General features: G+C 62.5%; 15 protein-coding genes. 3 read left to right on the top strand and 12 right to left on the bottom strand.

Features of this window, described 5'->3' with window-relative positions; genetic code table 11:
• Positions 1 to 55 precede the first annotated feature (55 nt).
• Positions 56 to 1,525, top strand: a complete 1,470-nt coding sequence (locus P3T40_RS34295; protein WP_429272151.1) for a dipeptidase — start codon at positions 56 to 58, stop codon at positions 1,523 to 1,525.
• Between the two features lie 21 nt (positions 1,526 to 1,546).
• Here P3T40_RS34295 and P3T40_RS34290 read toward each other — a convergent pair whose 3' ends face one another.
• The 3 genes from P3T40_RS34290 to P3T40_RS34280 form a co-directional block, all read right to left on the bottom strand.
• Complete coding sequence (locus P3T40_RS34290; RefSeq protein WP_429272150.1) at positions 1,547 to 2,269, bottom strand: sulfite exporter TauE/SafE family protein; 723 nt, start codon at positions 2,267 to 2,269, stop codon at positions 1,547 to 1,549.
• A gap of 11 nt (positions 2,270 to 2,280) precedes the next feature.
• Positions 2,281 to 3,624 carry a hemolysin family protein gene (locus tag P3T40_RS34285; RefSeq protein ID WP_429272149.1) on the bottom strand — a complete coding sequence of 448 codons (1,344 nt, stop codon included), beginning with the start codon at positions 3,622 to 3,624 and terminating at the stop codon, positions 2,281 to 2,283.
• Positions 3,625 to 3,806: 182 nt separating this feature from the next.
• Positions 3,807 to 4,604: a sensor histidine kinase gene (locus P3T40_RS34280; protein ID WP_429272148.1), complete on the bottom strand. Its 798-nt coding sequence runs from the start codon at positions 4,602 to 4,604 to the stop codon at positions 3,807 to 3,809.
• A 210-nt stretch (positions 4,605 to 4,814) separates the two neighbouring features.
• Between P3T40_RS34280 and P3T40_RS34275 the strand changes: the two genes are divergently transcribed.
• Both P3T40_RS34275 and P3T40_RS34270 read left to right on the top strand, forming a co-directional pair.
• Positions 4,815 to 5,156: an FKBP-type peptidyl-prolyl cis-trans isomerase gene (locus tag P3T40_RS34275; RefSeq protein WP_429272147.1), complete on the top strand. Its 342-nt coding sequence runs from the start codon at positions 4,815 to 4,817 to the stop codon at positions 5,154 to 5,156.
• 16 nt (positions 5,157 to 5,172) lie between these two features.
• Positions 5,173 to 5,964 carry a helix-turn-helix domain-containing protein gene (locus P3T40_RS34270; protein WP_429272146.1) on the top strand — a complete coding sequence of 264 codons (792 nt, stop codon included), beginning with the start codon at positions 5,173 to 5,175 and terminating at the stop codon, positions 5,962 to 5,964.
• A 61-nt stretch (positions 5,965 to 6,025) separates the two neighbouring features.
• On the opposite strand, the gene P3T40_RS34265 is transcribed toward P3T40_RS34270, so the two are convergent.
• The 9 genes from P3T40_RS34265 to P3T40_RS34225 form a co-directional block, all read right to left on the bottom strand.
• On the bottom strand, positions 6,026 to 6,802 hold the full coding sequence (locus tag P3T40_RS34265; protein ID WP_429272145.1) for a glycosyltransferase family 2 protein: 777 nt from the start codon (positions 6,800 to 6,802) through the stop codon (positions 6,026 to 6,028).
• Between the two features lie 151 nt (positions 6,803 to 6,953).
• Positions 6,954 to 8,144, bottom strand: a complete 1,191-nt coding sequence (locus P3T40_RS34260; RefSeq protein WP_429272144.1) for an O-succinylhomoserine sulfhydrylase — start codon at positions 8,142 to 8,144, stop codon at positions 6,954 to 6,956.
• Between the two features lie 318 nt (positions 8,145 to 8,462).
• Positions 8,463 to 10,010, bottom strand: coding sequence for an amidophosphoribosyltransferase (gene purF / locus P3T40_RS34255; RefSeq protein ID WP_429272143.1), 1,548 nt, complete (start codon positions 10,008 to 10,010; stop codon positions 8,463 to 8,465).
• A gap of 111 nt (positions 10,011 to 10,121) precedes the next feature.
• Complete coding sequence (locus tag P3T40_RS34250; protein WP_429272142.1) at positions 10,122 to 10,616, bottom strand: CvpA family protein; 495 nt, start codon at positions 10,614 to 10,616, stop codon at positions 10,122 to 10,124.
• A 7-nt stretch (positions 10,617 to 10,623) separates the two neighbouring features.
• Positions 10,624 to 11,547: an SPOR domain-containing protein gene (locus P3T40_RS34245; RefSeq protein WP_429272141.1), complete on the bottom strand. Its 924-nt coding sequence runs from the start codon at positions 11,545 to 11,547 to the stop codon at positions 10,624 to 10,626.
• 29 nt (positions 11,548 to 11,576) lie between these two features.
• Positions 11,577 to 12,887 carry a bifunctional tetrahydrofolate synthase/dihydrofolate synthase gene (gene folC, locus P3T40_RS34240; protein ID WP_429272140.1) on the bottom strand — a complete coding sequence of 437 codons (1,311 nt, stop codon included), beginning with the start codon at positions 12,885 to 12,887 and terminating at the stop codon, positions 11,577 to 11,579.
• 169 nt (positions 12,888 to 13,056) lie between these two features.
• Positions 13,057 to 13,929: an acetyl-CoA carboxylase, carboxyltransferase subunit beta gene (accD, locus tag P3T40_RS34235; protein ID WP_429272139.1), complete on the bottom strand. Its 873-nt coding sequence runs from the start codon at positions 13,927 to 13,929 to the stop codon at positions 13,057 to 13,059.
• Between the two features lie 82 nt (positions 13,930 to 14,011).
• Positions 14,012 to 14,827, bottom strand: coding sequence for a tryptophan synthase subunit alpha (gene trpA / locus P3T40_RS34230; RefSeq protein ID WP_429272138.1), 816 nt, complete (start codon positions 14,825 to 14,827; stop codon positions 14,012 to 14,014).
• A 97-nt stretch (positions 14,828 to 14,924) separates the two neighbouring features.
• A complete protein-coding gene (locus P3T40_RS34225) occupies positions 14,925 to 15,884 on the bottom strand; it encodes a DNA-methyltransferase (RefSeq protein ID WP_429272137.1) in 960 nt (319 codons plus the stop codon).
• Positions 15,885 to 15,889: the final 5 nt, after the last annotated feature.

The raw sequence follows: 15,889 nt of genomic DNA, 5'->3' as shown, positions 1-15,889 counted from the left end.
CGCAATACGCTGTGCTTTGCACATTCAGGTTGACACTCAAGCCACAGGAATGCCTATGCCTCTTGACTGGTCGAGTATCCGAACGGGCGAAGCCGATTCACTACACGGCGCGACGATCAAACTATGCGGCTGGGTGATTCCGCTTGATCTCACAGCAGACGAAGCCGATTACTTTGTGCTCGCAGCGGATGCGCCTTGCTGTGGCGGCTGCGTGCCGCGCGATCCGCTCTCATGCGTGGAGGTGTTTGCCGCTGTGCCCTGCGCGCCGCAGGAGCAGGCGGTCACGCTCAGGGGACGCCTACAGCGCCTCATCGACGACCCCGCCGGCTGGCGTTATCAACTCGTCGACGCTCGTCCGGTTGACTTACTACCGGACCACGCGCCGCGCAGTTTGGGTCGCCGGGCGTTTCTCGCATCGAGCGCGGCGCTGGGCCTCGCAGCCTGCGCGCCTGGCCGGTTCTCGAGCTACACCGAAAAGCCGGACGCTCAGACAGCAGATCCGCAGACTCCGGACGCGCAAACGTCGGACAATCCATCCGCCTGGCGCACCGCCGACACCCTGGCGATGGACATGCACAGCCACGCTGGCCGGGTGATCGTGTCGCGCGACCCAGCAATTGGGGCCAATCGTCCGTTCGTTCCCCTCGGGGCGCCGATGCGCGCGGGCGGGATGAACGTCATCTGTCTCGCCATCGTCACCGACACAGTCGTCACGCACGTTACCGCCGATCGCAAGCGCATCGAAGCCTGGCGAACTCCTCAGGATGGCGAACTATATGCCCTCGGTCAGGCCGAGTTCGCTCGCGCACACGCGTTGATTCAACGCGAGCAGATGCCGGTGGTGACGGACACGGCATCGCTTTCTGCCAATAGCAAAACGGGACCTTGCGTGATTATCGCCGCTGAGGGCGGCGATTTCCTGGAGGGCAAGCTCGATCGCGTCGATGAAGCGTACACGCAGCATCAACTGCGCCATCTGCAACTCACCCACTATCGTGTCAACGAACTCGGCGATATCCAGACGGAGCCGCCGATCCACGGCGGCCTCACCGACTTCGGCGCGGACGTGGTGCGTCGTTGCAATTCGCTAGGGATCGTCGTGGATGTCGCGCATGGCACTTATGACCTCGTCAAGCGTGCCGCGAACACGACGAGCAAACCGCTGATCCTGTCACATACCGCACTGGCGACGCATCCATCGGCACGCAGCCGCCTGATCACACCGGACCATGCCCGTTTGGTCGCAGGCACAGGCGGCGTGATCGGGGTGTGGCCGAGTTCCGGGACGTATCGCGATTTGCAGGGGATGGCAAATGGCATGAAGCGCATGGCCGATGTGGTCGGCGTCGAGCATGTGGGATTGGGCACGGACATGCTCGGTTTCATCAACCCGCCCGTGTTCCGCAGCTACGAGCAGTTGCCGGCGTTGGCAGATGCGCTGATGACGGCCGGGTTCACCAAGGAGGAGGTGGGGATGATCCTCGGCGGCAACTACCGCCGAGTGTTCGAGGCTTCTGTGGGCTGAGGGGTCAGTGAATCGCTACTACTACCTCGCTGCGGCCCACAGCAGCGAAAGTCCCGAGGACAGCATCAAGCCGTCGACCACCAGCTTGAAAGTGCGGGCACTCATGCGAACCACTACATAGCGCGCCGCAAATGAGCCTGCCATCAGCGCCGAGCCGGTAATCAGGCCATCGAACACGACATGCAACGGCAACGCGCCAAAGTGCTTGAACACAGCGACTTTGGTGCCGTACACCGCGAGCGACCCGGCCGCTTCCGTTGCAAGAAATGCGCCTTTCACAAGCCCGTACGACATGAACACCGGCACGGTGATCGGCCCGGTCGATACAACGATGCCCGTCAGAAAACCCACCACGCCGCCGATCAGCGCGAGATGCAGCAGCGAGAATTGAATCGCACGACGCGCCAGCCAGCGCCGTGTGGGGACCATGGCGAGAAAGAAGAGGCCGAGTGCAAGTTCGACCGCATGCGGCGGTAACGCGAGCAGCGTCCGCACACCCAGCGCCGCGCCGGGCACGGCAGTCGAGCAATACGCCGCGCAGGCGCGCCAGTCGACTTCACGCCACCACGCCAGGACCTTGCCCAGATTGCCCATGATCGCAGCGATCGCCATGATCGGCACGGCCTGTTGCGGCCCGAACAGCATGACAAGCACGGGCATCAGCATCATGGATGAACCTGTGCCGATCACGCCGCTCAGCATGCCTGCCAGCAGCCCTACGAACAGTACAAGCAGATATCCCATGGCGCCCCCGGTCAACCACCCTCATCATCGAACGCCTTCGGATAGACCCGCACCAGCAAAATACGCGGCCCCTTCATCTTCTTAACGACGATATCGAAGCGATCAAACTCGACTCGCTGCCCCTCGTTCGGAAGATCGTTGAGCGCCTGAATCACCAGGCCGCCAACCGATTCGGCCCGGCCTTCGTCAATATCGATCCCCAGCGCCCGCTCCAGCGACACCACGGGCAGGCTGCCCTTGCCCATCAAGGTGCCGTCGTCCATCCGGGTCCAATCGGCATCGCCTTGACGGAATTCGTCGTGGATTTGCCCGACCAGCGCGCCGAGCAGATTGTCGAGCGTGAGAAAGCCTATCGGCGCCGCATTCTTGTGTCCTACGAGAGCCATATGCGGCGCGCCCTTGCGAAAGCGCCGGAACAGTTCCAACGCGGGCATCTCCGGCTTCACATACTGCACCGGCCGCACATACTTCGAGAGATCGTCGAGCGTGCTGCCTGCGTGGCGCGCCAGCAGCAAATCCTTCAGGTGGATCATGCCGGCCACACGCTCGCCCGAGGCATCCTCGAACAGCGGATAGCGGCTGAAGCGATGCCGTGCGACCACCTGCATGTTCTCTCGCAACGGCAGATCGCGCCGCAGTCCGACCATCTCGTAGGCCGGGCGCATCAGATCGGAGACCGTCATGCGCGAGAAATCCAGCGAGTGTGCGATGGTGTTCCATTCGTCCTGGCTGTACGCGCCGTCCGCTGCGCCGATGCCGCTCGCCACGCTGGCATGGCGACCGCGCAGGATGAGCTTCAGCTCTTCGGTGGAGTAATGCGCGTCACCGCCGTGATCCGCCGTCAGCCCGGCCAGGCGCAGGACCGCGTTCGCGCTGGTGTTGAGCAACCAGATTGCCGGGTACATCGCCCAGTAGAACCCGTAGAGCGGTGTGGCGGCCCACAGCGATACCTTCTCGGATTGACGAATGGCGAGCGACTTCGGCGCCAGTTCGCCCACCACAATATGCAGGAACGAGATACACGAGAACGCGAAGAACAGCGAGACGCCGTGGATCACCTTCTCCGATTCGATACCCAACAAGCTGAACACCGGCGTCAGCAGGTCCGCAAAGGCCGGCTCGCCAATCCAGCCCAGGCCCAGCGATGCAAGCGTAATGCCGAGCTGACAGGCGGACAGATAGGCGTCGAGATGCCCGTGCACCTTTCCCAGCAGACGGCCACGCATGCCGTGTTTCGCGGCAAGGCTCTGCACTCGCGTCTGCCGCAACTTTACGAGACCGAATTCGGCCGCAACAAAGAATCCGTTGAGCGCAACGAGCAACAACGCACCAATAAGGGCGACGACCTGAATCAAGAGAAAAGGCTCCGGCAACAAAAGTTGTCAGTATATAGATGCCCCCAAACCTGTCGCTTCGCGACAGGCCCCCCGCGGGGGTCAATCCCCCAAGGGGACTTCCTACGGGACGGAACGCTCGAGGCGGCCCGCAGCGTTCTTGAGAGTGCGAAAGCTCGATGAAAACGTTTCCAGCCTGCCCGTCAAGCCGCGACGAGCGGTATGTGCAACGCCAGCGTCGAGGCCTGGCCGTCCTGCATCTCGCCTTGCTCGAAGGTGCCGCCATGGGCTTCCGCGACGCGCTTGCACAGCGAAAGCACCCACGCAATCCGTCCCGCTTCGCGCGGCGCTCGTGCCTGGGTGCGCGCGAACGGCTCAAGCAGATGAGGCACTGAAGCATCGTCGAGTGCAGCCAAAGTCGCATCGTAAGTGATGACGGCGTGCCATGCGCTGGCGTCGGCGCTCGATGCCAGCGTGACCTTCGCGCTATTCGCGCTGGCCTCCACCGCGAACGTGAGCATCAGCCACAGTGCGGCGGCAAGACGTTCGCGGTCGCCGTTGAATTGCTCGGTAGAGAGTCCCGATTCGAATGCGACCGAAACACCGCGCGACCTCGCAAGCCCCGCGCGGACCTCGTCAACCGAATCCGAGAACAGCGCCTGCAAGGCGAATGGCTCGCGCACGAGCGCCAGCGTCTTGGTGCCGGCACGAGTCGTATCGACGATCGTTTCCAGCAGCTTGACCTGCTGATCCACTCCGCTGCGAATGCCGACAATGGCGCGCTGCGCGGCCGGGTCGTTGGCATCGAGCTTGCGTTCGAGCACATAGGCCCAGCTATGGATCGCATTCAGCGGGCCGCGCAAGTCGTGCGATACCAATGAGAGCACGTGGTCACGCATGAATAGCGCAGCCTCGGCACACAGATGCGCGGTGCGTTCGGACAAGGAGACGCCGGAAGCGGCCTGCTGGCCGCTGCCCGTTCCGGTGGAAGACGTTGTCACGATCGAAGCCCTCTCAGGCAGTACAGGGAAGTGGAAGGAACTCCCATTATAGGCACGCTCCATCGTGAAGCAGGCCGCGTACCCGCCCGCGGGGGTCTCTGCAGATTCGCAAGCGCGTCAAAACCTGCAACGAAACCCGCGTGATCTGGGCGAGGGGCTGCCAACACGCCTACAATGTCGCTTTTTACGACCAGTGTTAAGGAGCAACTCATGTCGACCGTGACTACCGAATCCGGCCTCAAATACGAAGACCTGACCGAAGGCACTGGCGCCGAAGCCGTCGCCGGTAAAACGGTCAGCGTGCATTACACCGGTTGGCTGACCGACGGCCAGAAGTTCGACTCGAGCAAGGACCGTAACGATCCGTTCGCATTCGTATTGGGCGGCGGCATGGTCATCAAGGGCTGGGATGAAGGCGTGCAGGGCATGAAGGTCGGCGGTGTGCGCAAGCTGACAATTCCGCCGCAACTCGGCTACGGCGTGCGCGGTGCTGGCGGCGTGATTCCGCCGAATGCGACGCTCGTGTTCGAAGTCGAACTGCTCGAAGTCTAAGTCTGTCAGGTTGCAAATGAGCCACGCTGCCGTCGCCGCCCCCAGCGTTTCGTTGCGCCGTTATGGCGCGATCGAGGCGTCAGATGTGCACGACTTTCATCAAGTCGTGCTGGGGCTCGACGGCGCGATGGTGATGACGGTGGACGGGGTTGGTCAACTGATCGATTCCGGTTCCGCGTGGCTGATTCCGGCTGGCGCGCAGCACGACTACGCGGGTGTCGGTGAGAATCGGCAATTGGTGCTGGATCTGCCTGCGACATCGCTTGCGGTGCCGGAGCGTTTGTTTGACCGCGCACGGGCAGTGTCGGTGGATGCGTCGCTGACGCAGCTCGTGCATAGCATCGCCGCCCGCGCAACGGGTGGTATGCAAGCTGGTGACGATCTGGCTACGCGCCGTTTTCACTGGGATGCCGCCGCACGTCTGTGCGCGGCCATGCTGACGGACGCGGGCACGACCCAATCCGCGGCGTTCGTCGGTGCGCCAGGCGCAGGTCTCGACTTCGCGCGCATCGACCGTTGGCTACGCGCGCATCTCTCGGAGCCGCTGCGCATCGCCGATCTCGCCACGCATTGTGGCTTCGGCATGCGGCGCTTTCATCAGTTATTCATTGAAGCGTTTGGCGAGACGCCGCATCGCTATCTGCAGCGTCTGCGGCTTGATATCTCGATCACGATGCTCGCCGATCCACGCCGTTCGCTGACCGACATCGCGCTTGAAGTCGGCTTTGGAGACCAGAGCGCCTACACGCACGCATTCACGCGACGTTTCGGGCTAGCGCCCGGGCAATGGCGCACTGTGCGGCATTGAGTTGACGCGTTTCAGCGTCGTCGGGGGTGCCTGAGTAGCGCGGCGGGTGCCTATCGCTTGGCTAAGGCAATGCATTACCGGCTGGTGCGCTCAAGGTGCGCAATTGGGCAATATCTGTCCGAGCCTTGTTGACGAATTGGTGCGCAAGAGGGGAAAACTCAGCAGACTTCTCGAGATCCCGCGCCTGCATGCCCATCGAAATCCGAAAGTAGTGCCCGGCATGGCTGCGCGGATGATAGTGCATGCGCACAAGCTTGGCACCGATGACACGCCGGTCGCCGAAGAGGCTGGAAAGTGCCATTGCAAAAGCCGCGTCTTCACCGCCGCTGTGGCGGAAAAAGTCGTCCATCGGAAAGCCGCCGAACGCCGCGTAGACCGACCGGCGAATGATCAGGCTGCTGGGCAAGATATTACTGAGCGCCTCACAGCACGCCTCGAACAGCGGATGCTCGATGATCTCCAACGGAAAGCCCGCGTATTCCACATCGAGCCGGATCGAGGCCGCGGACGGAATCTGCTTGAGAAAGCCACTCGCCACCGAAAGCGCACCAGGGAAATACTCGTCGTCGGCGTCGATAAAGGCCAGCACCGGTTGCGTTGCATGCATCGCCCCCCAATTGCGCGCCCGCGCGGCACCCCCATTCGTGGGCATCTGCAGCAGGCACACTCGTGGATCGCGTTCACCGTAGCGGCATACGATCTCGATCGAGTCGTCGCTCGAGCCGTCATCCACAACGATGATCTGCGCCGCCTCGGGCTGGATGACGCAGCTATCGAGCGTACGTGCGAGCGTTGCGGCCGCGTTGTAGCAGGGAACGATGATCGAGATGGGCAGCATGGGATTCGGCACGATGACTTACGCAACGGCTCAGAGCGAAAAACAAGCCGTCCATCATAGTCAACTTGGGGCGAAGCCCATCCTGAAAAACGAGCCTTACTCGCACGGTCGCCTCCCGCTCGCCAATCTCCCTGGTCGGCCCACTACCCGCTTACCCCGCCAGACCACGCGCCAGATCATTGCGGATATCGCCCGCATTCTCCAGCCCGACGGCGAGACGAATCAGCCCTTCCGAAATGCCCGCTGCCGCGCGCGCTTCCGGCGTAATGCGGCTGTGTGTTGTCGTAGCAGGATGGGTGATCGTCGTACGCGTATCGCCGAGGTTGGCGGTGATCGAGCAGATCTTCGTGCCGTCGATCACGCGCCACGCGTTCGCACGCTGCGCTTCGGGCGTATCGCCCTTCAACTCGAACGACACAACCGCGCCGCCGGCTTTCTGCTGACGTTTGGCAATTTCGTACTGCGGGTGCGATTCCAGCCCCGGATAGAACACACGATTCACAGCCGGATGCGCTTCCAGCCAGCGCGCGATTTCCAGCGCGTTATCCGACTGCTTTTCAACGCGTAGCGACAGCGTTTCCATGCCCTTGAGCAACACCCACGCGTTAAATGCCGACAACGTCGGTCCTGCGCTGCGCACGAACGGAAACACCTTTTCCATGATGAACTGCTTCGAGCCAACCAGCGCGCCGCCGAGCACGCGCCCTTGGCCGTCGAGGAACTTAGTGGCCGAATGCATCACGACGTCCGCGCCGAGCTTCAGCGGTTGCTGCAGCGCCGGGCTGCAGAAACAGTTGTCGACTACGAACAGCGCGTTCGCTGCCTTCGCAATCTTGCCGATCGCCTCGATGTCAGCGACTTCGGTCAGCGGGTTCGACGGCGTCTCGAGGAAGAACATCTTCGTCTCGGGCCGCACGGCGTCTTTCCACGCGTCGAGATCAGTCGGATCGACAAAGGTGGTCGTAATGCCGAACTTGCTGAAGATCTGCGAGAACATGCCGAGCGTCGAACCGAACAGGCTCCGCGAGCTGACGAGGTGATCGCCCGCCTGCAACGCCGACATCACCACCGACATGATCGCGGCCATGCCCGAGGCCGTAGCAATGCACGCCTCGCCGCCTTCGAGCGCGGCAAGACGGTCCTGGAACATCGTGACCGTCGGATTCGTGAAGCGCGAGTACGTGTAATTGTCCTCGGAATTCTTGAAGCGTTGGGCGGCGTCGGCGGCGCTTGTAAACATAAAGCTCGACGTGAGGAAAATCGCTTCCGAATGCTCGTTGAAGTCGCTGCGCAGCGTGCCCGAGCGGACTGCGAGGGTGTCGAAGTTCAGGGAGTCGTCCATGTTGGTTCTAGTTCCATTTTCCACGTGTTGCCACGTTTTCCAGACCGGCGCTTACCGTTTGACCTTCGTCGTCAGGCTGAAGAAAGTCAAACGCGCCGGCAACAAAAAAGCCCGCTTTGCGTCGGCATAAGCGGGCTTTATGTGCGGGGGGAAAGCTGGAGCGGCGGCGGGCGGTTGCTGCTTTTTCCACCGTTCGCTTTAGCTGTTTTGGGTTGCCCCGCGTCCGCAAGCTGAGATCAAATCGACGCAAACCATTATCCTAACATGCGTGGCGCGCTGCGTGCATTGCCGCCACGCGCCACCCACTGCGATGAGGTTTTACTCCACCGACAGCTGCAGATGCAGTTGCGAACGCGCCGCACCGCCTTCCATCGCTTCACTGGCGGCGTCGCGGTCCGATTGCGCGGACGGTGCGAGACGGGCCGTTTCGATGCGATCGAGGTACTCGGTCGTCACGTCGCCGGTGATGTAGTTGCCGTCGAAGCACGACGCCTCGAATTCCTTCAACGCCGGGTTGGTATCGCGCACGGCCTGCTTGAGTGCGTCGACGTCCTGGTACACGAGGTGATCCGCGCCGATCATGCGTGCGACTTCTTCATCGGTGCGGCCATGGGCGACCAGTTCGCCGCGCGTCGGCATGTCGATACCGTAGACGTTCGGGAATTTCACGGGCGGTGCTGCCGAGGCGAAGATCACCTTGTTCGCGCCTGCATCACGCGCCATCTGCACAATTTCGTGCGAGGTGGTGCCGCGCACAATCGAATCGTCGACGATCAGCACGTTCTTGCCCTTGAATTCGATCGCCATCGCATTGAGCTTCTGACGTACCGACTTCTTGCGCACTGCCTGGCCCGGCATGATGAAGGTACGGCCCACGTAACGGTTCTTGAAGAAGCCCTCGCGATACTCGACGCCGAGCTTCTTGGCGACCTGCATCGCAGCCGGCCGCGACGAATCGGGAATCGGCATCACGACGTCGATCGGCACATCCGGCAGTTCGCGCTTGATCTTCTCGGCGAGGTAATCGCCCATACGCAGACGCACGTTGTAGACCGGCACGCCGTCGAGCACCGAGTCCGGACGCGCGAGGTACACGAGTTCGAAAATGCACGGGTTCAGGCTGGCGTTGGTCGCGCAAAGCTGCGAGTGCAGATTGCCTTCGATGTCGATGAAGATCGCTTCGCCCGGCGCCACGTCGCGCACGAATTCGAAGCCGATACCTTCAATCGCCACCGATTCCGACGCGACGATCCACTCGACGCCATGCGCCGTTTCCTGCTTGCCGAGGCAAAGCGGGCGAATGCCGAACGGGTCGCGGAAGGCGAGCAGGCCGTAACCGGCGATCAGCGAGACGATCGCATACGAACCGTGCACGCGGCGATGCACGCCCGAGACTGCCTTGAACACGGCCGCCGGATCGAGTTGCAGGCCCGAGCTGGAGAGCTGCAGTTCGTGCGCAAGCACGTTGAGCAGCACTTCAGTGTCGGAATTGGTGTTGATGTGGCGGCGATCGACGCGGAACATCTCGTCTTTCAGTTGCTGCCAGTTGGTCAGGTTGCCGTTGTGAGCGAGGATGATGCCGAACGGCGCGTTCACGTAGAACGGCTGGGCTTCTTCTTCGCTCGACGCGGAACCGGCCGTCGGGTAACGCACCTGGCCGATACCGGTCGTGCCGGGCAGGCTGCGCATGTTGCGCGTGCGGAACACGTCGCGCACCATGCCGTTGGCCTTATGCATGTGGAAATTGCTGCCGTTCGCCGTCGCAATACCGGCTGCGTCCTGACCGCGGTGCTGCAGGAGCAGCAGGCTGTCATAGATCAGCTGATTGACCGGAGATTGGGAAACTACGCCTACGATGCCGCACATGGCATGTCCTTCAAAGGTACGAAATTCGTAACGGCGGCCGGTGCCGGGGAAGCATCCGGGTCGCGCCGGTGTCCTGCGTGATTCCCTGAACGGCTCATCAGCTTGTCATCGTCACACACGGACGTAAGCAGCGAGTGTCTCGGGAAGCAGCGGTTTCAGTTCGTGCACGCCTTGGACCGCGTAGGGCCGTAGCAAGGCGTTGCGCCAGAATTCCTGCTGGGGCAATTCGGTCAGGCCTGCAAGGGCGACCAGAATCAACACCAGGATGACCCCGCGTACGAGGCCGAACATCAAACCCAGCGAGCGGTCCACGCCGCTCAAACCGGATACCTGCACGAGCCGGCTCAGTAGCGCGTTGGCTACGCCCACCACCAGCATCACGCCGACGATCAGCAAGGTAAAAGCCAGCAGCCATTGAGTCAGCGCGCCGCCCGGCCACCTGGCCGGCATATATGGCACCACATAGCTAACAAAATGGCAGGCAATCAAAAACGCTGCGATCCAGCCGATCAGCCCGAATATCTCGGACAGGAAACCGCGCCAGGTGCCCCGCAGGGCTGACAAACCGATCACCGCCATTACAGCGTAGTCGAAGGCAGTGAACATCGCTCGCTTACTGTGCCGAGCCGTTGTTCGAGCCTGACGTCAGCCCAGCTGCGCGAACCTTCGCGATCGCGGCCGTCGCGGCGGCGCGGTCGGCGAACGGGCCGGCGCGCAGCAGCGTCTGGGTTGTGCCATCTGACTGCTTCCGACGTTCGGTATATGCGGGCACACCCGCCGCTTTCAACTTGGTCGCCCAGGCTTTCGCGCTGGCGTCGTCCGGGAATGCGCCCAACTGCACCGCGAAACGGCTGCCCGGCGGCGACGCGGGCGTGCCGGAATCGGCATCTGCGGCGGCGGCGTCGGTGCTGTTGGCGCTCGTGTCTGGCTGGTTGGCGGCGCTCTGGATCGGCGCGGGTGGTGTCTTGACGGGTTTGGCCGGCTTGGCCGGAGCCGGTGCCGGCGCGGCAGGCGCAACGGGCAACGTGTTAGCGGCGACCGCCGGCGTGTGCGGCTTGCTTGTCTTGCCACCCGATGCCGCAATCGCACCTTGCTGCGTCATGGCATTCGCCGTGGCAGGTGCTGCCGGAGCCGGAGCCACACCGGAGGCTGCGAGCGAATTGTTGGCACTATCAGGCGCCGGATTGTCGGGGGCGACACCCGCCTGGGTATCTTCGTCCGCTGCAGCCGCTTTGGGCGCCGGACGATTGGGGATGTCGATGGCGATATCGTCAGTGACGGGTTTCGGGTGCGAATCGAGCACCATGGGCAGGATCACCACGGCTGCGACCACCATCGCGATCGCGCCTACCAGGCGGCGGCGCGCGCGCTGCTTTTCGGGCAGCGTAGGGTCGAGCAGCATCGCATCGGCGTCAGGCCGTTCCGTGCGGCGGGTTCGCCGCTCCACGCGCTCGCCACGTGCGGCCCGGGTGGAACTGGTGTTTGCGCCACGCCGGGTAGGCGCGTCGTCTTTCTTGCCGAACGAGAAAATTCCCATGAATGGCTTGGTTCGAGGCTGCCGCCCGTTCAGTGTTGCTGCGATTTACGGTAGGCCATCACGCCGGCTACCGTATAGAAACTGCCGAAAACCACGATTCTATCATTCTCCGTGGCTCGTTTTAGCGCGTCTTGAAAAGCCTCCGCTGGCGAGGCGAAGCGCGTCACGCTGCTATCCGCACCATCGGTCACGCCACATTCCCGCAAGACCGCTTCGAGATCCTGTGCAGACGCCGCCCGCGGGCTGGGGAGGTCGGTCACGCACCAGTGGTCGATTTCCCCTTTCAGGTGTTCGACCACGCCGGCAATGTCCTTGTCGTGCATGGCGCCAAATACGGCGTATGTGTACGGAAAGTAGCCCATGTTGCCGAGATTCTGCGACAACACGGCGGCTGCATGTGGATTGTGGCCGACATCGAGCACAATCGACGGCTTGCCCGGCAACACCTGGAAGCGGCCCGGCAGTTCGACGTTGGCGAGGCCGAGCCGAATGTCCTGCGCTGAGACCGGCAGGCGGTCGCGCAGGGCTTCGAGGCCTGCCAGCGCCGCCGAGGTATTGATGAGCTGGTTCGCGCCTCGCAGGGCCGGGTACGCGAGCGCCGAACGGCGCATGGTACGGCCCACGTAGCTCCACTGCTGACGCTCGCTGCCCGCCTGACCTTCGTAACGGAAATCACGGCCGAATAGCCACAAATCGGCGCCGATCTTTTCCGCGTGGTCAATAAGCGTCTGCGGCGGCACGGGGTCGGCGCAGATCGCCGGCTTGCCCGGGCGGAAGATGCCAGCCTTTTCAAAGGCGATCTTCTCGCGCGTATCGCCGAGATATTCGGTGTGATCGATGTCGATGCTCGTGATGATCGCGCAGTCCGTATCGAGGATATTGACTGCGTCGAGCCGGCCACCGAGGCCTACCTCTAGAACCACCGCATCGAGACCGCGTGAGGCGAACAGATGCATGATCGCCAGCGTCGTGAATTCGAAGTACGTCAGCGTGACTGGTTCGGCCAGACTCAGACGCGCCGCTTCGACCGCTTCGAAATGCGGCAGGAGATCAGCGTCGCTTGCCTCCGTGCCGTTCACACGCGCCCGCTCGTTGAACGAGAGCAGGTGCGGCGACGTGTGGCAACCCACGCGGTAACCGGCGCGCAGCAGGATCGTTTCGAGGATCGCGCAGGTCGAGCCCTTGCCGTTGGTGCCGCCCACCGTGATCACAGGACAGTCGAACGACAGTTGCAGCGCGTCGCGCACCTTGCCGATCCGCGTCAAACCCATGTCAATGCCGACCGGATGCGCGGATTCAAGGTGCGTAAGCCAAGCGTCGAGAGTGGGGAATGTGGGCATCGGATGAGTCGGTTAGGCGGTGTTGCTGGGTTGCGCGGGTCGCTTCACGGCGAGACCGCGATTATCCCGGAAATGACTGCGCGCCGCTTGGTGACCTCTCGCGGCGCGCTGTTTTTTTGCTCCGCCGTGCGTCGGGGCACGGCGTAAATGCTGACGTGACGGGATGCGCTCAGGCCACCGCGTCGGCCGGCTGGCGGGACATCAGCGCCATCAGGCGGGCGATTTCCTCGCGCAGCTTGCGACGGTCGACGATCATGTCGACCGCGCCCTTTGTCAGGAGGAATTCGGCACGCTGGAAGCCTTCCGGCAGCTTTTCGCGCACGGTCTGTTCAATCACGCGCGGGCCGGCGAAGCCGATCAGCGCCTTCGGTTCCGCAATCACCACGTCGCCGAGGAACGCGAAGCTCGCTGACACGCCGCCCATGGTCGGATCGGTCAGCACCGAGATAAACGGCAGCTTGGCGTCGGACAGCTTGGTCAGCATCGCGGTGGTTTTGGCCATCTGCATCAGCGACAACAGGCTTTCCTGCATCCGCGCGCCGCCCGAAGCGGTGAAGCAGACGAACGGCACATTCTGCTCGAGCGCATTCTGCGCGCCGCGTGCGAAGCGCTCGCCGACCACCGAACCCATCGAGCCGCCCATGAACGAGAACTCGAAGCAGGCCACCACGCACGGCAGCGTGTGGATCGCGCCACCCATGACGACCATGGCGTCGGTTTCGTCGGTTTCTTCCATCGCCTCTTTCAGGCGGTCCGGGTACTTGCGGCTGTCCTTGAACTTGAGCGCGTCGACCGGCACGATTTCCTGGCCGATTTCGTAGCGGCCTTCCGGATCGAGCAGGCCATCGAGCCGCTCACGTGCGCCGATGCGCATGTGATGGTCGCACTTCGGGCAAACGTGCAGATTAGCCTCGACGTCGTTACGGTACAGCACCGCTTCGCACGACGGGCACTTGATCCACAGGCCTTCCGGAATCCCTTTACGGTTTTTCGGATCAGTTTGCTTGATTTTGGGCGGCAGCAGCTTGTCGAGCCAGCTCATGTTGATTCCTTCCAGGGTCTTCGGTATGCGCAACGGCGGGGCTGAACCCGCCGCGCAGCATACAGCAGACAAAAAGTAACGGTTATCGGGCGGTCGCGCCAATGCTATCCAGCGCCTCGCGCACTTCCGCGATGAAACTCGTGAGAGTTTCGGCGGCCGTGTCAGGCGTGGCTTTTTCGAGCAATTGCACGATACGGCTGCCGATCACGACGGCATCGGAGACTTCGGCCACCAAACGCGCCGTCTGGGCGTCCCGGATGCCAAAACCGACGCCCACCGGCAGGGGGACGCGCGACTTGATGGCCGGGATTTTACTCGCGATGCTGGAAACGTCCAGATTTGCCGCTCCGGTGACCCCCTTGAGCGACACATAGTAGACATATCCGCTCGCGATTTTGCCGACTTCGGAGATGCGTTCGTCGGTCGAGGTAGGTGCCAGGAGGAAAATCGGATCGATGCCGGAAGATCGCATCTTTTCAGCAAAAATGACGGACTCTTCCGGTGGGTAGTCGACTACCAGCACGCCGTCGACACCGGCATCCTGCGCCGAGGCCGCGAACGCTTCAACGCCCATCCGCTCTATCGGATTGGCATAGCCCATCAGCACCACTGGCGTCTTTTCGTCGCGCTCGCGGAATTTTTTGACGTCAGCCAGCACGTGACGCAGCGAAACGCCGTGCGCCAAAGCGCGTTCCGACGAGGCCTGGATTACCGGACCGTCGGCCATCGGGTCCGAAAACGGCACGCCGAGTTCGATCACATCCGCGCCGCCGGCGGCGAGCGCATGCATGAATTCGACGGTGCGAGCCGGGTCCGGATCGCCGGCCGTCATGAACGGGATCAATCCTTTCTTGCCCTGCGCAGCCAACGCTGCAAATGTATTCTTGATACGGGACATGGAAATTCTCTCGAAAATAGTTAGCTGCGCGTTCGTTGCCGTTTGCTGCTGTTTGAGCCAAGTGTTCGCGCGTTTTCGACGCACGAAGGCACCTTACTCAGGTTTCTGCGGCCACAGATGCGTCGGGCGCGACGGTTTCGTTTCGCGCACCTTGCGCGGCCGTGCTGACGCGTTCACGCGCTATCGCGCAGTAACTTTCATTGATTTCATAGCCGACAAATTCGCGCTTTTGACGGGCGCAGGCGACTGCGGTGGTGCCGCTACCCATGAACGGGTCAAGCACGCGGCCGCCCGGCGGACAGCTCGCTAGCACCATGCGCTCGACGATTTCCAAAGGCTTCTGGGTCGGATGGTCGACGCGTTCGGCATGTTGCCGATGCAGCCGCGACACCGACCAGACATCCTTCGGGTTATAGCCGAGCTCCAGCCACTTGCTGCCTTCAAATAACTTGCGCGAACGCGCCTTCTTCGTGACGGCATCGTACGGGATGCGGACGGGATCGAGATCGAAGTAGTAATCCTTCGATACCGCGAAAAAGCCGATGTTGTCATGCACGGACGTAAAGCGGCGGGTAGTGCCGCCCATACTTGGCACGCGCCGATCCCAGATAATCTCGTTGACCATCGTGAGGCGGGTCTTCAGGAAGCAGAAGATCTCCGGCGCGTACTGCCACGTGCAGAAGATGTAGAGCGAACCGGACGGTTTGAGCTTCGGGATCGCCAGCTCAAGCCAGCTACGCGTCCAGGCGATAAAGTCGTCGCCCGAGCGCATATCGGAGTCGTTGCCATAGTCCTTGCCGAGCCCATACGGCGGGTCCGCAAGGATCAGGTCGATCGAACCATCCGGCAGGTTCGCCACATCGGTCAAAAAATCGCGGTTCAAGAGCTGAATACCGGCAGGAACCATCGGCAAGGCGGCCGAAAGCGCCGATACAGACGCTTCGGTCGCTTCGGCCTCGGCTCGGGCTTCGGCATGGGCATGGGCCATCGCGGCCTCAGCCGTCCCGGCCTCGGCGGCGTCTATTGCCGGCTGCGGCTCGTCGAACTCGTCGCGCATCGTCG

The organism is Paraburkholderia sp. EB58 (genome assembly GCF_050436665.1).
GTDB lineage: Bacteria > Pseudomonadota > Gammaproteobacteria > Burkholderiales > Burkholderiaceae > Paraburkholderia.
Note: the sequence above shows the minus strand (reverse complement) of the source record. Positions and strands in the feature narration are given on the sequence as shown.